The organism is Treponema sp. OMZ 838 (genome assembly GCF_000775995.1).
In the GTDB taxonomy this organism is placed as follows: Bacteria; Spirochaetota; Spirochaetia; order Treponematales; family Treponemataceae; genus Treponema.
In genome coordinates, this window is record NZ_CP009227.1 from 1,118,471 (window position 1) to 1,144,508 (window position 26,038).

Genomic DNA, 26,038 nt, shown 5'->3' on the forward strand with positions numbered 1-26,038 from the left:
GTGAACATCGTATATAAGGTTCTTGTGTGAATGGTAGAAAGCCTGAGGGTATGTCTGGTTTTTTCAGCAGTCTTATGAATATGTGCCGTTACAATCGACTTATTAAGAAAATGGTATAGTAGTAGACAAAATAGTGTTTTTATTATAACAATAATTACCGAGCATCTATAACAACTCGGGTAGATTTTTATTTTCGGAGGCGATTTTTATGTATAAAAAATTTTTGAATTTTTTATTGTTAAGCGCTGTAGTTTTATTATTGTTTAGTGCTTGTCCTACACCTTCAGGCTCAAATCAAAACAAGACACCGGAGCAAAACAACGGTGAAAATAATACGACTAAACCTGCTGAAAAAGGTGTAATAAAGGGATCCTTAAAATATGATGGAAATCCCTTAATTGCACGTGTTGAGCTGTACAAAGAAGATGGAGAATACTGGAAAAATATTAAATCTACAATTCCGGAAATTACAGATGGTTCATTTGAATTTAGAAATCTCGAAAAAGGAAAATATCTTATAAAATTTACAGGAATATCAGCTACTCCTAATTCTCTTGGGCACTTTATACAGTGGTATAACGGCAAGAGCAGCTTTGATGCTAATATTATTAATATTACCGATGAAAAAGGAGCTGATCTGGGGCTAATCACCATTTTAAAAAAATCTGTTCTTAGCGTAAAGATGCCCAAACGCACATTTAGCCCTACTAATCCGAAAGATGTAAAATACACGGTTTCCATCTTAAACGATCAAAAGGAGCTTCTTGCTAAGCAAAGTTTTAACATAGGTACAGAATCTTCTATGAACCCCACGATGGAATACTTAACTGATCAGGGGTCTTATTATGTTAAGTTCTCTTATAAGGGCATTAATGAAAACACAACAGAATATTATGACCTTTGGCTTAAAGAAGAAGCGGGACATACACCTGAAAATCCTGACTATACGGTAACTATAAAGGAAGAAGATGCCTGCAAAGTAAACTTAAACGACATAAACTTAATTAGTCCTTATCATCCCCAGGGAGATATTAAGGGAGTTTTGCAACAGCATGATGGTTCCTCAATGAAAGCTATAAACACTGAATATCACGATATTGAGTTGCGTGGTGTCTTTTTAGGAGAAAAACGTATACTTGAATATAAAACCAATTCCTACGATCGATCAGCTAGGACATCTATTTTAAGCTGCTACTATAAAAACGATGGGACTGCCGTTTTTTCTAAAGATGAGGCAAGTATTATAACCTATGAAGGTAACGGAATTAAAGATGTAACGTATACCTTTAAATATCCGGAAGCTAAAACGGTTAATTTTACCATGAAGCACAAGGCGGATAACTCAAATTTTACAACTCCTAGGGATTTTGAAAATGGGCGCAGCTATAGCAGTCTAATAGAAATGGCCGACTCTAATGGTCAAATTTTATATACTATAAGAAGGTTTGAAAATGAGAAGGCTGTAAATTTTAAAGCTTTTATGCCGATTGGTCATAAATTTGCTTTTAAGTACCTTGAAGGCTATAGACCCGAAAAACCTGGAAACATTTATCCTAACGAATTCTGGATAGGTAAACAGATAGGCGATAGTTTTGATGATAGCTGTATTGTGACTATTGAATCTTCAGAAGCCAACTATGATTTGTGGTATCCTGATGTAAAGATACAATATGCTCCCCCTCCCTATGGAGGCAGTTATAATGTATTTTTTTTGAAGAATAAAGAGGACGGAAAACCTGTACGAATTCCTAACGGCAACACAATTTTAGCCCGTGAATATTTTGTAAACATAAAGCATGAGCCAGACAAATATACTGCAGTTGCAGCTACATCACCTGAACTTTGGATGTCTGCAAGGGATACATTCTCTTTACATAAAGCGGATGGTCAAAAGATAAAGTTTAACACGGGAGCAGAAACCATCAATATTGCATATCCTGGTACAGCGCAGTCCGTGCTTAACTTAAAAGTCAATGACATCTATGGAGGCCATTCCGGACGCATAGGTACGGTTGAATTATATAAGGATCAAAAAGAGACTCCTTTTTTAAGCCTGTCCTCAAATAAAGACTTTTCTTTTAAGCATTTACCTCAGGGTTCCTATTATATAAAATTAAAAGATACCGACACCTTTCAGGAATATGAATTTTGGTATGATAAAAAACTTAATAAAGGGGATGCAAAGCCTATTGAGCTTAACGGAACTAACCCAGAGAATTTAACGGTGAATAGACCATACGCTGAGCTCAGTATAAACAATGCAGGCTTAATGATTCGAGGCTCTGAGTATGATAATGAGTTTTGGGTTGCCCGTTTATTTAAAGCAGATACGGACTTTAACTCTTCCGACTTTAGATACGACCGAGGAATAGCCTTTGGAGCAAAGGTTGAGAATCAATATACCCCGGTGAATGAATTATATTTGGCTAAGGATGCCCATTTTGTAACTTTCGAGCCACATAAACACCGGCGGATATTTCCCGGAAAATACTATCTCGGTTTCTACGTAGGCAAAAGCTTTAAAAATAATGCTAAGCCCTTTAAATGGTTAAAGATGAGCGGAGCTGTTGCAAGTTTTACTGATAATTTTGAAGAGGCTTCCTTAATAGATTTTGCCGTTGATGAAAAAAAGGTATTATCATCAGATCTATTCCCCCAAACAAAACGTAATCGATATTTTAATATTAAAATAAAGGGGGAGGGTGTGGGGAGTATTCCAAACATTGCTTCAAGAAAACTGAGGTTTTATGTTCCAAGCAACCAGAATCCCGACAATGATTTTTTTGTTGAATCAAGGAAAACGCTCGACGCTAATGGAGCTCCCCAGGAAAATGTTTATCACCCTGCCTTTGCAATATCAGATAAGTGGCTTTTGGCTATTGAAAACGGCGGAAGCATGTACTATTTTAAAGGGACTCAGAAACAAAGCCCTGTAAATGATTTTACGGGAGAACTTACAACCGAAAGGTCCGAAGCTTATGAGTTTAAGCCGAACGATTCTTCAATCAGCGATTATGAGGTAACCATCTCGAACTGGGCGGCTCTAAAATAAATCTTCGCTGAGAAAAATCACGGAGATATCCCGAAAGCAACCGACTTTCGGGATATCTCCTGCACCGAGGCCTATAAGGCTTGGTGCTCAAGCCGAAACTTAAGCTCCCTGCTTTCACAATTTTTTTCAAAAAATTTCCCTTCTTTCCCCCAAAATCCTTAGCCAAAAAGCCGCGCGTGTCGCATATAGAGGTTAGCTTGTAGATTCTTAGGAGGCTAACTGATGAAAAAACTCTTGTTTGTTGTGCCGATTGTCTGCGCCCTGTTTGGAGCAGGATGCGCAGGTTTTTCTGAACAGCCCATTTTTACCGAGATTATCGGAGGAGAAGCCGAACCGGTCAAAATAGCAAAGGCCGCGCGGACAGAAGACAATACCGTGCAACTGTTCTTTTCCGGTACGGCGGAGTTGTTGTCGGCGGAAATTTTTATCCCTGAAACGGGCGAAGCGCAAACGTGCAGTGTCGAAGCTATGGACATCCCAGACGACTTTGCCGATTCCGAAGGACAATCCGGCAAGGCAGATGCTTATACCGCCTTTACACTTACTCCAACTACCCCGATCGGAATCGGCGCTCCTTTTGTATTGCGCGGTTCCGTGTCGGATACGCAGCACAGCGTTCTCGATTTCGCGCTGCCGTTCGAAGGTGCTAACACACGTCCTGCAAAACTGCGGATAACCGAAATCCGTCCGTTATACAGCAGCAAACCCAAAAGCGAATTTATCGAATTCATTGTGATGAAAAGCGGGAACCTTTCCGGCATCACCATCACGAATGTCGGGGATAAGCAGGCTCCGCACTATCAGTTCCCCGCCGCAGAAGTTTCCGCAGGAGAGACCATCGTATACCACTGGCGTTCCGTCGAAGAAGGTATCCGCGATGAAACAACCGCTAAAATTATTTCAGGCGGAACACAATCATGTCCCGCTGCGCGTGATTTTTGGGGGCCGTATACGAGCATTCCCAAACGGAACGCCAATGTCATTCTGATAAAAGCCGGATCTGGGGGCGATATTCAAGATGCCATTCTCTACTGTACCGAAAAAGAATTTGCCAAGCGAGGCGCCGCTCCTGCATGGAACGATGAAAAACTGGTACGGGAAGCGGAAGCAGCCGTTGCTAGCGGAGCATGGCGAGGCGGAGCTGTCTTAAAGTCAGCGATTATCGCGCCGATAACCGCCTCAAAATCGTTGGTACGCGATGCAAAGTCCGGCGTCAATAAAGCCGAAAGCTGGGCACTCCGCGATTCAAAAAAGGTTACGATGGGGAAACCGTATTAACACAGGGAAACCACGTGCAAAATTTTTGATGCGGATGCCTTTTCCTTGAGAATCTTTTGCGCCTCTATGCCCCCTGTCGTAATACCGAAAAAACGTATTGCCTTATAAAACTGCGGCAGGTGTGGTATAATAACCAACGAGGGAGGTACGTTATGCCTACAATGACTATGCCAAATAAATTGTATCAACAATTGGAAAAGGCAGCGCAAATGATCGGAATGTCCAAAGATATCGTCTTGGAAAATGCGTTAAGCCGCTATCTTGCCGAATTACAAGAAGACGCCGAAGATACTGAACGTGCCGAAAAAGCGTGGAATGACTTTGAAAACAGCGGAGAAGCTGCAATACCTGCCGAAGCTCTATATAAAGCGCTTGGATTATAACTAAAATGAAAATCGAATACGCTCCGGCAGCAAGTAAACAGTTTGCACGGCTTGATAAACCCATACAAAGGCAAATCAAAAAATATATGAGCGAAATTGCCATACTTGATAATACTCTAACAAGGGTACCCGTGTGCTGAATTTTCAACGACCGCTTTCTTTTTTCCTCTTGCTGTTACTGCCGACTTTTGTACTGCTCCGGCGGACGGGGAGATTGCAAGCAGTATCAATAGTGCTGCCGCTTGGAAATTGGAACGGGTTTGTTCCCGAAAAAAATCTGCGGGTGTATCTTGTGCACCGTATCTCCCAGTACACCCTTGCGGCAGCCTTTGTATTCGCCGTCGCTACGCTTGCGGAACCGGTACGGCAAACTTCCGAAGCGATGTATGCCGGTTCGGGACAGGCGCTGATGTTTGTCATCGACACCAGCCCCTCGATGGCGGCACAGGACATGGGAACACTGACACGGCTTGAGGCGGCGAAGCGGATTATCAAGTCTTTTGCGGAAAAATATGAAGGCGACTCGTTGGGTCTTACCGCGCTGGGAAGTTCCGCCGCCGTACTCATTCCGCCGACAATCGATCGGCACACGTTTCTGACTCGGTTGGATCAACTGCAAGTCGGTGAATTCGGTGACGGAACGGCAATCGGTATGGGGCTTGCCTCTGCCGTGCTGCATCTGACGCAGTATTCCGCGATTCCCTCACATATCATTCTCTTTACCGACGGAGATAATAACACCGGCGAGGTGCATCCTCGCGCAGCCGCGGATATCATCAAGCATAAAAAAATCGGGTTTTACATTATCGGGTTGGGGAAGTCGGGATATGCGCCGGTTAAGTATATTGATCCCATTCAAAAAAAAGAAATTTCCGGTACGCTCAACACTGTGTTCAATGAAGCGGAGTTACAAAAAATTGCCGGTTACGGTAACGGCCGCTATTTTTCGGCACAGTCACCCGAATTATTAACGGATATTTTTAATCGATTTATTCAAAAAATACCGGCGACGCCTCCTTCAATGACGATGCGTAAATACGCGTACCTTGACGGGCTGTTTTTATTGATTGCAATGAGCTGCGCGGCAGGAGCATGGCTGCTCCGCAGAATCGGAATGCAGGCGGTGTCATAATGATTGAATTTGAAAAACCGTTTTTCCTGTTGTGTATCATTGCTATTCTGCCTGCGTGCGCCGTTACGTTGTACCGCATAAAAAAATTAAAAGAAAGCTACGCTGCGACGGGAGAGATTCACGCCATTATACGGACACTGCGAATCCGAACGGCGCTTTGGAGCATCGGCTGGCTGTTCCTCAGTATTGCTGCAGCCGTACCGCTCTGGGGTACAAAACAAACCACCGTAGTCAAACACGGGAATGCGGTTATCTTTGCCGTCGATATTTCGCGCAGTATGACCGTTGCCGATATCACACCGAACCGGCTCGAATTTGCAAAGCGTTATGTTTCCTTTTTGATAGAACGTTTACCGGAAACTGCCTGCGGACTCGTTACGATAAAGGGACTGGGTACGCTTGCCGTGCCGCTGAGTTTTAATCATCAGAGTGTACTGACTGCAGCGGAAACGCTGTCGCCGTTCAATGCAACCTCGGCAGGCAGCAATCTTGAACACGGACTGCGTGTCGCATTGGAGGCTTTCCCCGAAAATCGATTAACCGGAAAAACGGTTGTGCTGTGTACCGACGGCGGTGAAACAATCGGTTCGGTGCCGCGTATTCTTCCGCGGTATCGGCAAGAAAATGTTCAACTGATTATCATCGGCTTTGGAACGGAAACAGGCGGTACGCTTTCCATCCTGAATGAAAAACACGAATCGGTCGTGCAAAAAAGTGAGTTGGAGGAATCTATTCTTAAACGCTATGCGGAGCAAGCCTTGAACGGAAGTTTTTATATTTCCGCTGCCGACCTCGGTTCGGCACAGAAGGTGCTGCAATCGCTGACGGAAGGCGATGCCGAAAGCGAGAAAATACGATATGTGCAAAAACCGGTACGGCGGACATTTGAGTGTACGGCGATGGCGCTCCTCCTTTTTTGTATCGGTCTTTGTGCAGGAGGTATCCGTGCTAAAAAAATGTAGACGTCCGGCTGCCGTCATATCACCCATATCATCACGTTCAACATTATTATCATCGTTATTTAGATCATCATTTTTGTCGGTGAGTTTTATTTTTTTATTGATGACGATGTTTGTCCTATCGGGATGCAGCGCAGAACAGCAAACCAAACTTGCACACGTAAAAGGGACACTCGCATGGATGCGGAGCGATTGGAATGATGCCGTGTTGTATTTTTATGAGGCTGAAAGTTTAGCGGCGGAATTATCCGATGAGACCATAAAACCGTACACGGACTTTGCGCTTGCATCCGCATATCTGATGCAGGGAGAGGATGAGGCTGCGTCTGGAAAATTACAAAATGGTTTCGAAACGGCGCCTGAGATTTTACGGGCACATCGATTTTATCAACAAGGCATTATTGCGTTTCACTCAAAGGATTATGCAGAAGCGGCGGCATTGTTCCGAAAATCATTGGAGCTGTCCGGCCGCGATACGGCAGCTAAGATTAATTACGAGTTGAGCAAAAAGTTGAGCGACACACAGCGGGAGATGCAGCATCAAGCTCCGCAACAGACGTCCGAAGATCCCGAAGCCGATCTGACGGATTCGATTATTTTAGATATTATTCGCAAAAGAGAGCAAACCGAATGGAAAAAAACACAGCACGAATCGGAACCGGCGATAAACGATTATTAGGATTCTTTGTATGCAGGCTAGTCGCGAAGACGGCAACACTCTTTTTTTTCTTTTGTGCAACCGCAAGCCTCTATGGGCAGCAAAACGATTATGCCGAGCATTTTATTGAGCTCAAAACAGACGGTACCGAATTATCAATTGATCGTGAATTTGAAATTGAAGTAATCATCAAACGAGAGGCTCCGTATTTGCAGAAGAATAATGGCGATACGCCGCGATTTATCCTTGAGCAGAGCGCAGATACGGCAGAGCTGATACAGAGCAGTGCGATTCCCGAACGAGACGGCCTACACCTGCGCTATCGGTATCGGTTTAACAAAACAGGCAGGTTCCGATTCGAACCGGAGCTACAATGGAAACGGCAAACGGTCGAGCTGACACCGCTGGATATAACCGTACACCGGCCGCGGCTGTCGGAACATACGCCGTTTGTGTGGATGCTGTATTCTGTAAGCGGTCTGCCGGTTGCGGACGGCGCAGCCCTTGAACAAGGTACGGAATACATCCTGTGTTTAACCGCAGCCTTTTATTCGGCAGGACATACCGAGCGCTACCGGCACACTTTGCAAACCGCCTCTGCTCAAATCGAAGCCGCCCGCCTCGAAGCGTCCGGCTCCCAAGAGAACCGCAACAGCACTGCTATTCGGGATATGCACAGTGAGCTGCCGTTACCAGTTGAAATAGTCCGTATCGAATGCGCTCCATCCGAAAGCGCCGCGCTGAAACCGCTTACACTCACAGAACTGCCGTTTGATGCGGCTGTTTTAATAAACTCGGCGGCTTTGTCAAATACGGCAGATTTGCCGGATGCCAGTGTTTCCAGTGCAGTCCTGTCGACTGCATCCGTTCCATGCGAAGATTCCGATGACGAGCATTATGTTCTTGCCGCCTTTAATTTGATACCCTTGCGGATAGGTGTGCAAAGCCTTCCTCAAGCGCAGATATTTTTTACAGCGGGTGGAAAAGCATTTAGCGCTCCTGCTGCGTACCGCATCGACCGGCAGGCAATTACCGAGGCTGCCGATAAAAGCGGTGCGGACGGCTTCACCGCCGCTGCGTTTCAGGCGCTCCCGCCTGAAACGCAGTACAGCGGCAACACTATGACCGAGCAAGAAAAAAGCGCCGCGGCAAAGCAAATAGCCGACTACCGCAAACAGGAAGCCGCGGCGCTTTTTTCTCCCGCAATCCGCCGTGAACGCAGAAAACTGGAAGCTGCGTTGGAGATTGCCCATCCGCTGCCGCTGTATCCGCGCCTGCTCGGCATTCTAACGGCGGTAATCTCCGGCTTATTACTGATCGGTGCGGCAGTGTGCGGTTTCCGCAATAAAAAGCGGTTTATGCTGCTTTGTATCATCATCGCATTGTGTAGCGGAAGCCTCACCGCCGTACTGTTCCGGCTCATACTTCGGCCGCAAGGCGTGTGCATTGAGGATGCCGGCGAAATAGCGGTGCGGCGTATACCGGAAAATACCGGCAGTATCGTGCACCGGCTTTCGGCAGGCCAAAGTGTCATTATCATACGAAAAGCGCCGCAATGGTACTACATTAAAACCGTCGGCGGAGTTACCGGCTGGATACCGCTGCAGTCGGTCATACAGTACAATTAAGTCAGGATAAACAAGTTGTCTTGAGCCATAGAGAGGTTTTAATCCCCTGTTACAGTACGACCTTCACCCTGCATCAGGGTTGTTGATTTCTCTCATAAAAAATGATAAAAAGAAGGAGTATTGCTTTTTACAGGAGTTTTTATGAAATGTAGATTTTGTGAGCAAGATATAAAACCGGTCGGCCATAATTTAGCATCCGCAACCGGCGATATGGTTTGTACCAGGAACCCGACAAAAAAGCATGTTGCCGTATATGACGGTATTCACTGTATCCACTGTGGACGTCAAGTAAGCATTCTTGGTGATAGAATTGTTACCTCAGCCGGAATAAGCTGTCCGGCATCCCCATCAGGGCGGCATGTTGTAAAATAGCGAGGAGCTATCTAAAATAAAATAGAGACAAGCCGTAGAATGGAAAGAGTTAATTTTAAACTCGCTGGGATGTCGAAAAAGCAACCAACTTTTGAAACATCCTCATGCTGCGGCTACAAGTTTAACTTATACCTAAACTCGTTTCTGCCGGGAAACGCAGTCCCCCTGTCAGAGCAGTAAATACCCACATATATTTTTAAAAGAAATATTGACAGCCCTATAAACTCCTTGTATCATACTATATATAATTTTTTTATAGTTTTATTAAAAAAATAAAAAACTGGAGGAGTGAAATGAAAAAACATTTCATGGTAGCATTGACAGGCGCATTTATCGGTATTGCGGCTGTCGTATTGGTCAAATTCGGAAACCCGGGGAATATGGGCTTCTGTATTGCCTGTTTCTTGCGCGATATTGCGGGCACCTTAAAATTGCACAATGCAGCCGTCGTACAGTATATGCGACCCGAAGTCATCGGCCTGATAGTTGGTGCGTTTGTAATCGCGCTCGTAAAAAAAGAATTTAAGCCGCGCGGCGGTTCAGCGCCTTTTACCCGCTTTGTATTAGGGTTTTTCGTAATGATCGGCGCATTGATGTTCTTGGGATGCCCGCTTCGTATGTTTTTACGTTTGGGCGCAGGCGACTTGAATGCGGTATTTGGTCTTGTAGGGTTCATCATCGGTATCGCTATCGGAGTGGTATTCCTCAATAAGAATTTCTCCTTGAGCCGCGCGTATCCCCAATCCGGACAGGAAGGTATGCTTGCCCCCATCGTGATGATCGTATTCTTTATTTTATTGGTTGCATTCCCCGCCGTTCTCGCCTTTAGCGAAAAAGGCCCCGGTTCAATGCATGCGCCGATTGCGCTCGCACTCGGTATCGGTCTTGTCAGCGGTGCATTAGCACAACGCAGCCGGCTCTGTACCGCAGGCGGTATCCGCGATGCAATTATGCTCAAAGACTTCCACCTTTTAACGGGAAGCATTGCTATTTTAGTTGCCATGCTTATCGGAACGCTCGTAACCGGACAGTTTAAGCTCGGACTTGCGGGGCAGGCAGTTGCCCACACCGACGGGTTGTGGAATGCGCTTGGTATGGTGCTGGTCGGATGGGCAAGTGTTCTGCTCGGCGGCTGCCCCTTACGCCAGCTCATCTTAACCGGTGAGGGTAACACCGACTCGGCTGTAACTGTAACCGGTTTGATTGCAGGCGCGGCTTTCGCTCATAACTTCGGTCTTGCCTCTTCCGGTAAAGGCCCGACAAGTGCGGGGATGATTGCCGTTGTTATCGGATTAGTCGTAACAGCCTGTGTCAGCGTATATTACGCAGCAAAAAATAAATAATGTTTTCGCGGCATCCCTAATCATCGACCTCTTAGGGATGCCTCTTTTTTTAACATAGAAAATATTTCAGAAGGAGACAAAAATGGCAGATTATATGGTAGATGCACGGGGGCTTTCCTGCCCCGAACCGGTAGTACGGACAAAAAAAGCATTCGATGCACATCAGAATTTTACGGTGCTTGTCGATAATGAAACCTCAAAAGAAAATGTTATCCGCTTTTGCGATAAGATGAAGGCAAAGACCTCCATTTCAGCAGACGGCAGCGACTGGAAAATCACCGTTTCAAAATGATCTGCGGTTACGTAATAACGTTTCACACTCATTACGAAGCGCTCGTCTGTATGCGCAGTCTCGAAAAGAGCGAGGCTGTGCAAAACGGCGTGATTACCGTTAAGCTTATTCCCGTGCCGCGCGAACTCAGCTCCGCCTGCGGTACGGCGGTTAAAGTTATGATAAAAGACGGCGCGGTGTTCGGCGCAGAGAACTTTGCAAACATTGAACGCGATGAAGTGTTCAGTTTTGACTCCGCCGGCACATATACCGCAGTGGACAATTAAGAGGCAACCATGAGCTGTGCAATCCCGGATAAAAATTTCAGTTTAATTAAATCTTCGTCCTATTCGGGATGAGGGGCAAAATTAAGTGCGGGTGCACTGGATGGATTATTAAAAAGCTTTCCTATTTGCTCCGATCCCCGGCTTTTGGTCGGTTTCGATACATCGGATGATGCGGCTGTTTATAAAATCAATGACGAAACGGCATTAATTTTTACGGCTGACTTCTTTCCGGCCATTACGGATGATCCGTATATGTTCGGGCAGATTGCAGCCGCTAATGCACTCAGCGATATTTACGCAATGGGCGGCGTTCCGAAACTGGCGCTCAATCTTTTTTGTATTTCGGAAAAAATGCCAGAACCCATTATCAAGGAAATACTGCGAGGCGGCGCCGACAAAGCGTTTGAGGCGGGAGCAATTATCTGCGGCGGGCACACCATTTACGACAGCATCCCGAAATACGGTTTAGCGGTAACGGGTTTTGTGCATCCCAATAAAATACTGCGGAATTCAGCCTGCAAAACAGGTGATGTACTGATTTTAACCAAGCCCATCGGCTCCGGTATTTTAACAACGGCAGCGAAGGCTGATATGCTCGGCGCTGATGAGCTTAAAAGCGTGTATGACGTTATGGCCTTCTTAAATGCCGCCGCCTGCACTGTGATGACCAAATATGAGGTTCATGCCTGTACGGATATCACCGGCTTCGGACTGTTGGGGCACTTGTATGAAATGGGAAAGGGAAGCGGCCTCAGTATTGAGCTTACTTGTAAATCGCTGTCGATTTTTGACGCTGCCGTTGAATATGCCGAAATGGGCTTTGTTCCCGCCGGAGCGTATTCAAACAGGAGCTTTGTCGGCGATAATGCTGTGTTGGACGGAGTGCCGCGCGCCTATCAGGATATACTGTTTGACCCGCAGACGTCAGGAGGTCTTGTTATTGCGGTAGCGCAAAAAGACGCGCAGCAGTTATACACAGAACTTTGCACCGTCCTTGAAAATACCGTCTGCGGAAAACCGGCAATTATCGGCACGGTTGTAGAACGCACCGATAAGGTTGTCCGAGTAAACTATTAACTTAAACCGCACAAGATAGTGCGATTTAAGTTAAGTTCAAAAGCCCGACGATAAAAACTTTTCCTAATACGCAAACTCTGCGCTTAACCGAATATAGTGGTTGAACTGCTTACCGATAGCTTTGGCACGCCAGTCTGCAAGCTGTCTGTCAGCTTCTTGCCGAATCGCGGCTTCCCCAATTTGTGCTATGGATTTATCATTCCACCCCGTTGTCGTATGATTTGGCGAATAAATATTTCTTCGTACACCCGGATTGATGTTTGCTTCAAACACATAACCGAATTTGAACAGCATATACCCGCCCGACTTTACAATCGGTAAATGGCAGCTGATATCCAATGCAAGCTGGTTAACATATTGGATGGTCTGTTGTCGCATAAAGGGCGTGGAATATAAGAAGGCATGATTTTTCCAGTCAGTACCGCCATTTTGAGCCCTGCCTGTAATCGTAGGATGATTAAATACCGATCCATCCGTTGTATACTGTCTTGCAAGGTAGTCTTTTATCATACTGATATCCGTAATACTTTCAGTTGTATTAGCATGGCGGATAAAGGTATTGGAAAGGTTAATATCAAGCCCATGGAGCGGACGAAATTTAAGTTTAAGATGAATTCTATCAGAGTTCGGGTCGAGGTTTGTTCCAAGCGGAGAACCGTGATGCGTATAATTTTGATAATTTGGTTTATTATAATCATCATCGTCAACATGTGTATACATATACGGCATCACAAACGTGTAATTTAAATCGACAAAAGAGAACCAATGAGTATTCGGCATGGTATATGAAATTCCAAATTCTCCTGCTAAACGCCATTTTGCATCTTTAAACTTTAGTATTTCATTTAAGCCGATATCATCAACATAAAACGCTGAATCAATACGTAAACCTCTTATAGGTTTGACAGTTGCGCTAAGCCCTATTAAAGAATTATCAGGGAAGCTATAGACACTTTGTCCAAGAAAAAAAGCTGAGAAAGGAATTAAATACATCGGCTCAAATCGCCCGCCATAACTCATTGTATCAATAATAGAAAAAGAGAGCCAGGTCAACGGCCGAATATCAATAGAATGAGATGCTAAAAACTTCTGCGGTCCAATAGAGCCTTTATGATCATTGGTTGCAGCAAGTAACAAAAGAACTTGATTATATGCCCACTTTTTCTTGTTAATCGTTAAAATAAAATGCCCTGCATGGAATGCATCACGGGAAATAAAAATACCGCTGTCATGGAAGGGACCATAAGAAGTCCGCCCTAAGCCGGCAGTAAAATAATATTCTGCAGTACCGAATGTTGCCGAAGTATTAAATGCAGGAAGTAGTTTGAGTTTACCGATATTTCCTGCATCATCGGCAATATCTTTTTGCGAATAGGAATATGCAGGTAACAAACTTTCATTATCCAGCGTATTCATAAGATTAACACTCAGATACGCGGACATAGTTAAAAACTTCATTAGCGAATAGTTAAGCGTACCGAAAGGCGTTATAAAAAATTGTTTTTGGTTATCGGGTGAAGCAAAGTTAAACTCAGCTTTTCCACCAAAGTGAAAAGGCCGCTGAAAAAAACGTGCTTGATATTCAGCAGCTTTTCTACGCTGACCGGCATCTCCTTTTTCCATAACTATTTGCAGTAAGCGCTCAATTTCTTGCAGCGGATATGGTCTGATACTTGGTGCATCATTGATTAAACCACTTCCTTCCCATATCGATAAATCTTCATAGAACGGATCGAACAAATTAACTGGAGCTTGCGCCTGAATACATACCGTATGGAACGCGACGAGTAATAATACAATGCATAAAAGTTTTTTCATACACACCTCATCTTTTTCATAATTATTTCTATAACAAGTGCGAAAGGTATCAAAAATCGGCGATATGCTCAAGCAGGAGCCTACCATATAAGCACATATTACCGGATTGTATATTTAACCGAAGAATAAATATCCACCGCGTGTCCGTTTTTTCTACCGGATACAATTGTCCAGTTCAGCCCTGCATTCAGTTCAAGCTGTTTAATCACCCGGTATGTGCCTTCCAACGAAATCGTATGAAAATATGCAGGGTTCCCATACGGGGTCTTTGCCTGTGCTATTGCTTCATAGTGATCGGCATCAGGGTAATAGATCCCAGGCTTTCCTGGTTTTTCTTTACTGGGATCAAAAAAATTATCTTCGTTTTCTCCCTTCGCCAAAAAACGGTACCCAAGCTTTGCACGGTATTTTTGGGGTTCCGTTAACGTAATCTGTAAAAAAGCCCCGATTGTATCAGGACCATACGGATTAGCAACCCATTGCCGGATGTACGAATCCGTCATTTCCTTGCCTGCAACAGTATCCTTCCGGCGGTGGTAGAGGCTGATATGCTTATTTTCCATTATATACATCCACGGGTTTGCGTATAAAAACTCACCTGTTACGGAAAGGTGTCCAAAACTGAACGGATGGATATACTCAATACCGGCTAAACCGCCGAGGCTGTTAGGAATATTCCGGGCTTTAGGATAGTTTTTCAGCTCAAACGAGGTCTGAAATTGATTTTGACCGTATTGACCATATAACCGCAAACCTCGTATCGGAACTATATCAACACCGACACCGAATTGGCAACCGAGGCTTGATTTGCCGGCTTCTTCAGAAGCATTTCCATTAAAAGTCTTCTCTCGCCAGCCGAAAAAATTATGAAAAATCATCATCGGGTTTAAGTATTTAGGATCAAACGGAGCATTAAGCACGATTCCTTCGTAAAAGCGGAGTGTAATCCAATTAATTGGGCGAAACGAAGCTTCGTGAGAAAATACAAATCGAGTAGGCTCTAATTCCAATACATTCAGTGCTAATCGCACCTTCTTATAGAAAAATGAGGCGGTTATGTAATCCATTCGGTCTACGGTATCTGCAAGCAGCATACTACCTGCTAGCGACCTGCCAATATTTAAAGCCCCACGTCCGATGGTAAGATTAAAGATGCGTCCTCCAAGAGACAGTCCGGCTTGCGTAGGAACGGCAGCCTCAAAGGCATTGCCTTCCAACGGCAGATTGGTATATGGATAGGATAATACCGCCGCCCAGTAATTTTTCTTTAAGCTGAGATTAGCAAAAAAATCAATGTATGGGGTAAACATCATATGCATTGGGACAGAAACAACAGCAGGCGTTCTATTATACCGTAAAAAACTATCCAGCCGCACTTCATTTTCACGGTTGTGTACATATTGCCCTTGCAGCGCAAAAATACCGTTCACATCAAATGCAAAATATTTACGAGTAAATAAAAACGAATGCCCGGAGAAATAATCGTGCATCATACGGTACAGCGGTTCACTCGCCTGAGGTATAGCAGCATTCTCAAAAGTAGAAAAGTATTCAGTAAGTTCTCCTTTAGAAAGCGGCTGACGATCTGCAAGTGTTGTCTGTCGCGATTCGACCGAAAGGATGTGCATTGCATCATAAATCCAATGATCATTTTCTACAAATAGCGCATAAGACGTGTCTGCAAAACAAAATAGAGCAGGCATTAACGATAATAATAGAACAATGATAGAGCGTTTCATTTTTTGACCCTGAGAAATAATTGGTAAATAATAATAGATAAAACAAAGAAAGATGTCCACAGAGTATATCAACAGCTCAGAAAATATTGGATGTATACTACAAGCTCTCACAAAACAATAGGTTTTCCTTAGATTTATTTGCGATGTCTGCCTGAGGTTTCGATATTAATTTTGACATACTTTTGATTTTGCTTGCTTTTACCGCCTAACTGTGCTAGAGTGCCGGAATACAAGCTAACTTATAAAGGGCATATCTATATGCGAATTGCTATTATCGCCGAATACTACCTGCCCGCGATCAATGGTGTTGTATACCACATGGAAGCCTTGAGGACGGGCCTTATAGAAGCAGGACACGAAGTATTAATTGTAAAACCGGATTTTAACACAAAGCATCATCATATTACCGACGGTATTTTATATAGTCCCGCAGTAAAATTACCTAATCTGTATGATTACTGTGTCTCGTATCCATACAGTAAAAGTGAATTAAAACTCTTACAGGAATGGAAGCCGGATATTCTTCATATCCACACGGAGTTTAGTCAGGGTATGTTTGCTCTTTATGCAGCACGCAGGCTCAATATACCGATTGTATACACCTGCCATACCATGTATTACGACTATATGCATTATTTAGGGATATTTAAGAATCTTAAAGCGGCAAAAAATTTTATTAATTGGAGCATTTTAAAATATACCAATGCCGCTAAAGCGGTTATTTGCGCATCAACAAAGATGGAAGATTTTTTAAAGCAATGCAAAGTAACGACCCCTATTTATAAAATCCCAAATGCGTGTATTACATCCGACTTTTCCGAAGAAACACTCAATCAAGAAGTTATTAACAATCTTAAAATCCAGTACGCCATTAAACCTGAGGATTTTATTGCCTGTTTTTGTGGGAGACTTGCCTCCGAAAAAAATCTTTCACTCACACTAGAATATTGGAAACAGTTTGTAGACAGGATGCCGAATGCCAAATTATTTATAATCGGGAACGGTCCTGCCAGAGCAGAACTTGAACAGCAAGCACAGGATTACGGTCTTACCCATTCGGTTATCTTTACCGGTGCGATTCCGCATGAAACCGTTAAATATTATTATCACTTATGTGATGCATATATTATGACCTCGCTTTCGGAAAACCATTCAGTTTCGGCGTTGGAAGCGATGGCCTGCGGTCTTCCCGTTGTCCATTTGTATGACAAAGACAATGAAGATCAATATATTGAAGGATTAACAGGGTTTGCTTTTAAAGATTCAGCGGCATTCGTTAAAATCCTGCATGATATCTATGATAAAAAACAACATGCCGAGGGCGGCGAAACACTCAAAGAAGAAATAAACTCGGCTATGGCCCAAGACAATTATCAAACGATGGCACAAAAAATTGCAGAGGTTTACCAACGGGTATTGGCAGAAACCCATAATCCGTAACAGCCCTTCTGTGCGAAATTTTATCTAAAATTTCGCACATTTTTCCCACAAATGGATAAACGCATCAGGTAGACTAGATAAAAACCGCGGAAAAACTGAGACTGTGAGACCATTTGAACCGCGAAGAGGTTCAACTCTGGTCGAATAGTCTCAGTTTTTCCGTGGGGGTGTTAAAAAACGACCTGATGCGTTTATTCATCCATCCCGTTCACTCTTTTTTTCTTTTAGGCTATACTATCCTTTATGATTACAGTAAGCGATGTTAGTTTAAAATTTTCGGAAAAACCTCTTTTTAAAGATGTCAATTTAAAATTTACCCCCGGGAACTGCTACGGCATTATCGGAGCAAACGGGGCAGGCAAGTCAACATTCCTCAAGCTGCTTTCCGGCGAGTTGGAGCACGACAGTGGAGAAATCAGCATTACACCGGGTGAGCGGATGGCGGTACTGCGGCAGGATCACTTTGCTTTTGATGAATATTCCGTCAAAGACACCGTATACATGGGACACCCGCAGCTCTACAAAATTATGAAAGAGCGGGAAACCATTTACGAAAAAGAAGATTTCAGCGAAGAGGACGGTATCCGCGCCTCGGAGCTCGAAGGTGAGTTTGCCGATATGGGTGGCTGGGAGGCAGAAAATCAGGTAGAACAGATGCTCTCCGGGCTCGGCTTGGAAGAGGCAAACCACGAGCGCATGATGAGCGAGCTTGACGAAAGTCAGAAAGTGCGTGTGCTGCTGGCACAGGCGCTGTTCGGCAATCCCGATATTCTCTTGTTGGACGAACCGACGAACGGTCTCGACCTTGAATCCATCAGCTGGCTTGAGGAGTTTTTAATTGAATTCCCGAATACCGTGATCGTGGTATCGCACGACCGGCACTTTCTAAACACCGTGTGTACGCATATTTGCGATATCGACTTCGGAAAAATCCGTATGTACAGCGGTAACTACGACTTCTGGTATCAGATGAGTCAGATTATGCAGCGGCAGGCACGCGATCAGCAGAAAAAACGCGAAGAAAAGATGAAAGATCTGCGCGAATTTATCCTGCGCTTTGCTTCTAACGCGGCAAAAAGCCGGCAGGCAACCAGCCGCAAAAAAGTGTACGACAAACTTGCCCTGGAAGAACTGGAGGTTACCACTCGGAAATTCCCGTATGTCCACTTTAAACCGGATAGAGAAATCGGGAATAACGTTGTCCGCGTAGAAAAGCTCAACTATATTTCTAAGGAAGAAGGTTCGGGCAACGGCATTACGCTGCTCAAAGATTTCAGCTTGACCGTGAACCGGACGGACAAAATCGCCTTTGTCGGACAGGAGCATAACTCAAAATCGGCTTTCTTCGATATTATCGCCGGTGTTAAAACCGCCGATTCTGGGGATGTGTATTGGGGACAGACCGTTACGAATGCCTACCTCAGCAAGGATAATTCCAGCTACTTTGAAACAGATTTGAACATTACCGATTGGCTGCGGCAATTTTCCACCGAACAGGACGAAGCCTACGTGCGCGGCTTTTTGGGACGGATGCTTTTTACCGGCGATGAGTCGCTCAAACCCGTTAAGGTGCTTTCCGGAGGAGAAAAGGTACGCTGTATGCTCAGTAAGCTGATGCTTTCCGGCGCCAATGTGCTGATTATGGATGAGCCGACCAATCACCTCGACTTGGAAGCGATCACCAGTTTGAACGAGGCGCTCATCGCCTTCCCCGGCGTCGTTCTGTTCAACTCGCATGACCACGAATTCATTTCGTCCATTGCAAACCGCATTGTAGAAATTACCCCCGGCGGTGTAATCGACCGGATGATGCCCTTTGACGACTATATCCGCGATGAGCACGTCCACGAACTCCGCAATGAATATTACGGCGGCACAGCAAAAAAGATATTGATTTGAGCAATTTGTCTATGGAAAAATGTGATAAATCACCATAAAATATCTGGAAAAATGTGATTTTTACCTCGAATAATGCTGGAAAAATGTGATAAAACGTGATAGTATACGGTCATGGATTACAAACTCCGCCGTAAAGATACCGGAATTGTAAATGTGTGTTACAATCTTGCGCAGCCGGAACTGCCTTTAAGAGGCAATTATAATCCGACGGAATATAAAATCTATTATCACGATACGGGAATTTTGATTGCAGCCCTGGATGAAGAGGCGCAGGCAGATTTACGGCAGAACAAAAATTTCAACACATACAAAGGCGCAATCTTTGAGAACATTGTCGGCGATATGCTGGTAAAACAGGGATATGAACTCTTTTATTACAAGAATGAAAAATCTACCGTTGAAATGGATTTTTTTATCCGCGATGCCGAATCTCTTGTTCCTGTAGAAGTAAAGGCAACTGACAGCGCTACGGCTTCGCTTAAAAATCTGATAGAAAAAGAAAAATATCCGGATATTCATTACGGAATAAAACTCTGTGCAAAGAACATTGGATTTAATGGTAAATTTTATACATTCCCGTATTTCTGCACATTTTTATTAAAACGATATATGCTGGAAAAAATCGGTTCAAAACAAAAATATTTACAGGAGCGATACTTGACATAGCACTCAATATCCTATATACTCGCCCTGTTATTTCAAGATATGGGCTATTAGCTCAGTAGGTAGAGCAACGCCCTTTTAAGGCGTGGGTCGATGGTTCGAATCCATCATAGCTCAAAAGACTGCAAGGGGGCTTGCAGTCTTTTTTTTTACGCTATTACTTTCGCTATGATAAATCACGAGGAGGACAAAAATTATGATAGCCCCAATAGAAGTAGAAGTTCGCAGCTACGAACTGGACGCATATAATCATGTAAACAATGCCATATATTTAAACTACTTGGAGTACGCCCGTATGGAATACCTACGCCGTATCGGTTTTGATTATGTCGGACTCATCGATGAAGGCTATATGCTTTATGTAACACATATCGACATTCATTACAAATATTCTGCGCGGCTTTACGATAAACTCCGTATTGACGTTACGCCCATCAAACTCGGCAAACTTTCGGGAACTTTCCGGCAGGTAATCACAAATCCGGAGGGTTTTGTCTGTGCTGAAGCCGAAGTTTCGTGGGGCTGTGTAGATAAAACCGGTAAGCCCGCAAAACTACCGGACAAGTATTTTGTTGGCGGCCTTGTCCCAGAGAAAAACTAGTTCATAATTTTTTATTTTATAGAAAATCTCTCGAGCCTCTGTTTTTAGAACTTTTCTTTAGATTTAATTTGCTTTACCACCATTACTCATTGCTTGCTGGACACATATCGGCAAAAGGGCTATACTTTTCATGTGTACGCAATATACACGTGGATCCGCTTATTTTTTACCTTCTAAAAGGCGGACAAGATAGGCGGATGTAATCTTTTGTCATAATAAGGAGAGTTTTGACAAAATGAACGAAAAAAGTACCATCCACACCCACCCAAGACAAGCAAAGAAGGCGCAGCCCGCCGCCAAAAAGACACGAAATCGTTTTTCTTTAAAAAAGAAACTTATTCTTATTTTCGGTCTTTTGATCGCACTTGCTTCATCTATTGAAGGATTTCTTGCCGTACATACAGCGCGTAGAGCGGTTCTCGAAAAAATAGAGACGCATCTTATCGATAAGGCAAATGATACTGCAGAAATTATTAACGGACGGATTACTGCATTTTTACAGTTTATTGAAGGTATTGCCCGTATGCCTCTTTTGAGGGATGCCGATGTCTCTGTAAAAGAAAAAGCAGACTTTTTGACTCGAGAGGTTGCTTTTAACACACGCCTCAAGGAAATGAATTTCAGCGATATAAATGGAAAATGTACCCTTCCTGACGGTTCGCTGGTAACCGTTGACGACCGTGAGTGGTTCCGTGCAGCTTTAAGCGGAAAGAAGTATTTTTCTGCTCCGTATATATCACGCGCGACTGGTGAATTGATCGCTGTCCTCTCTGTTCCTATTTATGATGAAAACAGAGCCGTTGCAGGTGTTCTCTCCGCAGATATTTCAGGTTTGTTGCTTTCCGGTGATATTGCAGACATCGTGATCGGTCAAACCGGCAATTGCTATATCTTAGATGATAAAGGCGTTATTATAGCTGACAAAGATTCTTCTCTGGTAGAAAATCAAGCTAATATTATTGAACAAGCTAAGACTAATGCCTCACTGGCGTCTACTGCAGCGTTTTTACAGCAAGTACTAACTACGACGACAAGCAGTGTTGACTATTATACCTATGAAGGGGAGAGCTATATTGCCTCATTTGCTAAAATCGCGTCGGTAAATTGGTCCGTAGTTGTACGTGCACCTGTCAAGGAGTTTTTAGGAACGGTCTATGCACTCCAGTTTTCTATGCTCATTATCGGTGTGATTATTTTGCTTTCAGCGATTGTTGTGGTGTATCTGGTTACCCATACAATCGTAAAACCTATTCACACTGCTGTTTCCGCTTTACAGGATATTGCCCAAGGCGAAGGCGACTTAACCGTCCGTTTGCCGCTGATAGGAAATGACGAAATCACGGATATGGCAGCGTATTTTAATGAAACTATTACAAAAATAGGCACATCAATCCGGACAGTCGGAATTAACAGTCAAAAAATGGAAGAAATCGGCGATGAACTTGCATCAAATATGACCGAAACGGCAAGTGCCGTCAACCAAATTAGTGCAAACATCGACAGTGTTAAACAGCAAGCTTTAACTCAGGCTGCCAGCGTTACCGAAACGGCATCAACCATTGAAGAAATTGTCCGAACTATTAAGCAGCTGAACGCCAGTATTGACACGCAGGCTGCAAGTGTCGCACAATCTTCATCTTCTGTAGAAGAGATGGTTGCAAATATCGCCTCTATCGGACAAACACTCGGAAAAACCGATGACGTAGTTAAAAGTCTTACAACAGCGACCGGCGACGGCAAAGCAACACTTGTTACCTCTAACACTGTAACACAGAAGATTGCAGAAGAATCCGGTTCTCTAATGGAAGCCAGCAGTGTTATTCAGCATATTGCTTCGCAAACCAATTTACTTGCAATGAATGCCGCAATAGAAGCAGCTCATGCAGGAGAGGCAGGTAAAGGCTTTGCCGTTGTTGCAGACGAAATCCGCAAACTCGCAGAAGAATCTTCGATGCAAGGGAAAACCATCACCACTACATTGAAAGCGCTCAGCGGTGAAATCGAAACACTCTCCACTTCATCCAAAACAGTAGAAGAAAAATTTAACGCAATTTTCAGCCTTGCCGAGCAGGTAAAAGAAATGAGTGCCAACCTAACCGAAGCGATGCGGGAGCAGGAAAACGGCAGCAGAGAGGTACTCACCGCTATTAAGAGTATTAATACGGTAACAATAGAAGTGCAAGCCGGTTCGGAAGAAATGCTGAAAGGCGGGGAAGGAGTGGCAGAAGAGATGCGTAAGCTCGACAACCTGACCCGCATCATCACCCAAAGTATGAACGAGATGGCCTCAGGCGCAGTACAGATTAACAATGCAGTGCAGGAAGTAAGCGAGATTACGCAGAAAAATAAGCATAGCATTGAGAATCTTGCAAAAGAAGTCTCAAAGTTTAAAGTGTAATATGTAAAACATAAGGTACCGCCACCGGATTGTTTTACTACATCCTGACATAGAGGAGTTTGAAATGTATAGTCGGAAAATTGAGCTTAAAAAGATAAATGCCCTTATATATGCACTGGTCTGTATTATGCTGTCGGGAAATGCCTGTACAGCGCAAGAAGGAAAAAGCGATTCACAGGGTACTGCGGAGATTGCTGATATGAAAGGTGCCGCGCTGGACACCATTATGAACGACAAGGCGGAAAAAGAGCAGTATCTTGTTATCGATGTGCGTGAAAAATACGAGTACGATGCAGGGCACGTTCGCTACGCAATCAACATCAGCCTTAACGATATCGGTAACAGACTGAGTGATATTGCAGACTGCAAGGATAAAAATATTATCGTTATTTGCAGAAGCGGAAGACGGAGCCGGGCAGCTGCAGAAATCTTACAAAAGAACGGATTTAAAAAACTGTTCAATGCGGATGGAGTCGGCAGCTATTCTTATAAATCGCTCACAAAAGTCGCAAATGTACGGGGAAAGCAGATGCAGGAGTTGGTAAATACCGGAAGCTATTCGGTAGTCGATGCCCGGGAACCTGCGGACTATGCCGTTTCGCATTTAAAGGGCGCGATATCGGGCAATGCGAATACCGTCGCTGAATTACTCCCCAAACTGCCTAAAGACAAACCGGTACTGACCTACTGTTATTCCGGCAACCGCTCTTTTGCCCTTGCGGAAAAATTAGCGGCTGCAGGATACACGGTGATAAACAGTTTAGACGGAACAAAAGAATACTCAGCCTTTGAATTGATAAAATAACGCAAAATGCGCCGCGTTTACTTACACTTCACCGGGGGCAAGTTGGGTTAAAATTTCGGTGTGGTCTTCAAAGATGGCAACCGTGTGCTCCATGTGGCAGGAACAGGACTTATCGGCGCTGACAACCGTCCATCCGTCGGCGCGGGTTTTAACATCCGCCGTACCGAGGTTAATCATCGGTTCAATCGCAATCACCATGCCGGGTACCAACCGAGGATTTGGCCCGCCGCGCTCCGGTACGTTCGGAATATTCGGTTCTTCATGTACTTTAAGCCCGACCCCATGGCCGCAGTATTCATATACAACGCCGTATTTATACTGCCGTGCCAAATCGTACACCGCGCGGGATATTGCATTTACACGCTTTCCCGCCTGACAAGCGGCGATACCCGCATAGAGACAATCGGTAGTAACCTTTAAGAGCTGGGCTCGTTCAGGGCTTACCTTCCCGACCGGTACCGTTACGCAGGAATCGCTGATGTATCCGTTGAGGTCAATACCGATATCCAGCGATACGAGGTCTCCTTCCTGTACGATTTTCTTTTTGCTGGGAATGCCGTGAATAACTTCTTCGTTGATGGAGATACAGGCTGCCCCCGGAAAATCTTCTGCATACCATGCGGGAATACCGCCGATGCTCTTAATGTACTCAACACAAAAGTCATCCAGCGCTTTAGTGGTTACGCCCGGCTGTACACGAGGAGTCAGCTCTTTAAAGAGCCGCGCCAATGCCTTACAGGATAGGCGGATACCGTCTATCTGTTCCTTTGTCTTAATCCGTATCATATATTCCTTACCTTTTGCGCAGCCTTATCGTCTTAGGAGGATACACCGGTTATCTTGTGTTAAGGATATCCGGCACACCGTTAACGCCAAAGCTGCTGCTGATAGTTTTTTTTCAACTTCGTTATACCGCGGATACGGGGATTCATACGCACGGACGCCGCCGCGCATCCGTCACCGGTGCTAAAATCACCCATCCGGTAATAAATTTCCGCCATCTTTTTTAATATCTCTGCATTATCCGCTTTACTCAACCCAAAATCCAGCGCGGCTTCGCAGCAATCGAGCAGTAAATCATCGGCAAGAGTATAGATGAGTTTCTCGCGGATAAGCTTGCGGGCTAAGATAAGCACTTCGGGGAAAAAATGGCGGAAATATGCCTGCTTCTGCTCTTCGCGGATAATCCGGTCAAGCAGCAAAAAAGACTCATAATAATGATCGCGGAAATACAATTCCTCTGCAAGAACAAAACCGCAATCCATAAAATCTCCCCTGCTAAAGTAATGGCGGAGCGAAAACGAAGGCTGTACTGACCGGAGCCGTAAAAACTCCTGTACCGCTTCGTCTTCTGCATTATGGAAAAGGTCAAAAAAAATCAGCGTAGCTCTGCTTTCAGGATCCGCCCGTTCTTTTAACCATGTGCGGTAATCAAAACTTTCACCTTTTTTGGCTGTCTTATTATAGAAAAAATCAAACTCCGCCCGACGTTTTACATCAAGCAATGCTTCATAGGCGCGGATAAGCCGCATCAGCGCCTGCTCATTTGCTTTTTTACCGCCGGTATTCCGAATATTATGCGGAATATCGGGATGCAATTCTTTAGCTTTTTTTCTAAATGCCCGTTTGATTTCTGGGGTCGAAGCAGAAGGAGAAATATCTAAAATCTTATAATAATCTTCTATTTCTAGAACTTGATGAGCTGATCGATTTCTGCATCCTTCTTCGCTATCCTGCTGTCCGCTTTCCGCCTTACTACCCAATATTTGCCCCCGCACGGCGAGCATCCGCAGCATTCCGCAATGTATCGAAGTAGTCAATCATAAAACCGCAGCTTTCCAATGCATTCATCACATTCCGGGTAAATTTATCCGAAAACAAGCCGCGGCTTACGGTCAGAACGCAGCCTTTACAGCCTTCTTTTAGGCCGTGTTCTTTTAGGATAGTTACAACAGCAGAATCGGGTTTGGAGGTAAAAAGCGGTTTTTCGGCGCAGAAAACGGCAACATACCCATACATATTAAGCCGATCGGTATCGGTCAGTGCATATCCATCCAAAATATGGAACTCATCGCACCGACTATGAGCTCCCTCTTTTAAGGCTTCCAGAAAAAGCTTGGTTTGAGCTGTTTTCCCTTTATCAAAATATACCAATACTGCTGTCATAAGCGATATAATAAAAAAAATAAATCTCTTGTGCAAGCAACCTTCATTATCCTGCGATTTTTATCTACT

Annotated in this window: 23 protein-coding genes and 1 tRNA gene; 19 read left to right on the forward strand and 5 right to left on the reverse strand. The window is 44.3% G+C overall.

Translation table 11 applies throughout. The features are described 5' to 3' along the window. Nucleotides 1-208: 208 nt before the first annotated feature. The 12 genes from QI63_RS04955 to selD all read left to right on the forward strand — a co-directional run bounded on the left by QI63_RS04955 (nucleotide 209) and on the right by selD (nucleotide 12,440). Complete coding sequence (locus QI63_RS04955; protein ID WP_044014412.1) at nucleotides 209-3,052, forward strand: hypothetical protein; 2,844 nt, start codon at nucleotides 209-211, stop codon at nucleotides 3,050-3,052. A gap of 222 nt (nucleotides 3,053-3,274) precedes the next feature. After that, a complete protein-coding gene (locus tag QI63_RS04960) occupies nucleotides 3,275-4,330 on the forward strand; it encodes a lipoprotein TP_1001-related protein (protein WP_044014414.1) in 1,056 nt (351 codons plus the stop codon). 152 nt (nucleotides 4,331-4,482) lie between these two features. After that, nucleotides 4,483-4,713 carry a hypothetical protein gene (locus QI63_RS04965; RefSeq protein WP_044014416.1) on the forward strand — a complete coding sequence of 77 codons (231 nt, stop codon included), beginning with the start codon at nucleotides 4,483-4,485 and terminating at the stop codon, nucleotides 4,711-4,713. Between the two features lie 133 nt (nucleotides 4,714-4,846). Next, nucleotides 4,847-5,845 (forward strand): VWA domain-containing protein, encoded by a 999-nt coding sequence (locus QI63_RS04975; protein WP_044014417.1) that lies wholly within the window; start codon nucleotides 4,847-4,849, stop codon nucleotides 5,843-5,845. Beyond that, nucleotides 5,845-6,807 carry a vWA domain-containing protein gene (locus QI63_RS04980; protein ID WP_044014418.1) on the forward strand — a complete coding sequence of 321 codons (963 nt, stop codon included), beginning with the start codon at nucleotides 5,845-5,847 and terminating at the stop codon, nucleotides 6,805-6,807. The genes QI63_RS04975 and QI63_RS04980 overlap by 1 nt, the downstream gene beginning before the upstream one ends. A gap of 100 nt (nucleotides 6,808-6,907) precedes the next feature. Beyond that, nucleotides 6,908-7,483: a tetratricopeptide repeat protein gene (locus tag QI63_RS04985; RefSeq protein WP_235619787.1), complete on the forward strand. Its 576-nt coding sequence runs from the start codon at nucleotides 6,908-6,910 to the stop codon at nucleotides 7,481-7,483. Continuing rightward, nucleotides 7,435-9,090 carry an SH3 domain-containing protein gene (locus QI63_RS04990; RefSeq protein WP_044014421.1) on the forward strand — a complete coding sequence of 552 codons (1,656 nt, stop codon included), beginning with the start codon at nucleotides 7,435-7,437 and terminating at the stop codon, nucleotides 9,088-9,090. Before QI63_RS04985 ends, QI63_RS04990 begins: the two co-directional genes overlap by 49 nt. 141 nt (nucleotides 9,091-9,231) lie before the next feature. After that, on the forward strand, nucleotides 9,232-9,462 hold the full coding sequence (locus QI63_RS04995; protein ID WP_044014423.1) for a hypothetical protein: 231 nt from the start codon (nucleotides 9,232-9,234) through the stop codon (nucleotides 9,460-9,462). Nucleotides 9,463-9,734: 272 nt separating this feature from the next. After that, nucleotides 9,735-10,805: a YedE family putative selenium transporter gene (gene yedE, locus QI63_RS05000; RefSeq protein ID WP_369792422.1), complete on the forward strand. Its 1,071-nt coding sequence runs from the start codon at nucleotides 9,735-9,737 to the stop codon at nucleotides 10,803-10,805. Between the two features lie 82 nt (nucleotides 10,806-10,887). Then, a complete protein-coding gene (locus QI63_RS05005; protein ID WP_044014427.1) occupies nucleotides 10,888-11,097 on the forward strand; it encodes a sulfurtransferase TusA family protein in 210 nt (69 codons plus the stop codon). Next, nucleotides 11,094-11,363, forward strand: a complete 270-nt coding sequence (locus QI63_RS05010) for a putative Se/S carrier protein (RefSeq protein WP_044014429.1) — start codon at nucleotides 11,094-11,096, stop codon at nucleotides 11,361-11,363. The genes QI63_RS05005 and QI63_RS05010 overlap by 4 nt, the downstream gene beginning before the upstream one ends. Nucleotides 11,364-11,372: 9 nt before the next feature. Next, nucleotides 11,373-12,440, forward strand: a complete 1,068-nt coding sequence (selD, locus tag QI63_RS05015; RefSeq protein ID WP_081984406.1) for a selenide, water dikinase SelD — start codon at nucleotides 11,373-11,375, stop codon at nucleotides 12,438-12,440. Nucleotides 12,441-12,503: 63 nt separating this feature from the next. Here the strand turns inward: selD and QI63_RS05020 are convergent, their stop codons facing one another. Both QI63_RS05020 and QI63_RS05025 read right to left on the reverse strand, forming a co-directional pair. Further along, nucleotides 12,504-14,258, reverse strand: a complete 1,755-nt coding sequence (locus tag QI63_RS05020; protein WP_044014430.1) for a hypothetical protein — start codon at nucleotides 14,256-14,258, stop codon at nucleotides 12,504-12,506. Nucleotides 14,259-14,356: 98 nt separating this feature from the next. Continuing rightward, entirely contained in the window at nucleotides 14,357-15,961 is a 1,605-nt protein-coding gene (locus tag QI63_RS05025) for a hypothetical protein (protein ID WP_235619788.1), read from the reverse strand. A 294-nt stretch (nucleotides 15,962-16,255) separates the two neighbouring features. On the opposite strand from QI63_RS05025, the gene QI63_RS05030 reads away from it, so the two are divergent. From QI63_RS05030 to QI63_RS05060, 7 genes are all read left to right on the forward strand, one after another. Beyond that, nucleotides 16,256-17,437 (forward strand): glycosyltransferase, encoded by a 1,182-nt coding sequence (locus QI63_RS05030; RefSeq protein WP_044014434.1) that lies wholly within the window; start codon nucleotides 16,256-16,258, stop codon nucleotides 17,435-17,437. A 243-nt stretch (nucleotides 17,438-17,680) separates the two neighbouring features. After that, nucleotides 17,681-19,336: an ABC-F family ATP-binding cassette domain-containing protein gene (locus QI63_RS05035; RefSeq protein WP_044014436.1), complete on the forward strand. Its 1,656-nt coding sequence runs from the start codon at nucleotides 17,681-17,683 to the stop codon at nucleotides 19,334-19,336. Between the two features lie 111 nt (nucleotides 19,337-19,447). Continuing rightward, nucleotides 19,448-20,002, forward strand: a complete 555-nt coding sequence (locus QI63_RS05040; protein WP_235619789.1) for a DUF4143 domain-containing protein — start codon at nucleotides 19,448-19,450, stop codon at nucleotides 20,000-20,002. Nucleotides 20,003-20,043: 41 nt separating this feature from the next. After that, nucleotides 20,044-20,116, forward strand: a tRNA-Lys gene (locus QI63_RS05045). Between the two features lie 79 nt (nucleotides 20,117-20,195). Continuing rightward, nucleotides 20,196-20,600, forward strand: a complete 405-nt coding sequence (locus QI63_RS05050) for an acyl-CoA thioesterase (RefSeq protein ID WP_044014439.1) — start codon at nucleotides 20,196-20,198, stop codon at nucleotides 20,598-20,600. A 235-nt stretch (nucleotides 20,601-20,835) separates the two neighbouring features. Beyond that, on the forward strand, nucleotides 20,836-22,998 hold the full coding sequence (locus tag QI63_RS05055; protein WP_081984407.1) for a methyl-accepting chemotaxis protein: 2,163 nt from the start codon (nucleotides 20,836-20,838) through the stop codon (nucleotides 22,996-22,998). A gap of 64 nt (nucleotides 22,999-23,062) precedes the next feature. Then, nucleotides 23,063-23,803 carry a rhodanese-like domain-containing protein gene (locus tag QI63_RS05060; RefSeq protein ID WP_044014441.1) on the forward strand — a complete coding sequence of 247 codons (741 nt, stop codon included), beginning with the start codon at nucleotides 23,063-23,065 and terminating at the stop codon, nucleotides 23,801-23,803. Between the two features lie 21 nt (nucleotides 23,804-23,824). On the opposite strand, the gene map is transcribed toward QI63_RS05060, so the two are convergent. The 3 genes from map to QI63_RS05075 form a co-directional block, all read right to left on the reverse strand. Beyond that, complete coding sequence (gene map, locus QI63_RS05065; protein ID WP_044014443.1) at nucleotides 23,825-24,589, reverse strand: type I methionyl aminopeptidase; 765 nt, start codon at nucleotides 24,587-24,589, stop codon at nucleotides 23,825-23,827. 80 nt (nucleotides 24,590-24,669) lie between these two features. Beyond that, entirely contained in the window at nucleotides 24,670-25,590 is a 921-nt protein-coding gene (locus tag QI63_RS05070; protein WP_052185484.1) for a J domain-containing protein, read from the reverse strand. After that, the gene (locus QI63_RS05075) at nucleotides 25,559-25,969 is read right to left on the reverse strand and encodes a hypothetical protein (protein ID WP_044017075.1); all 411 of its coding nucleotides are present in this window, start codon (nucleotides 25,967-25,969) and stop codon (nucleotides 25,559-25,561) included. Before QI63_RS05075 ends, QI63_RS05070 begins: the two co-directional genes overlap by 32 nt. Between the last annotated feature and the right edge of the window lie 69 nt (nucleotides 25,970-26,038).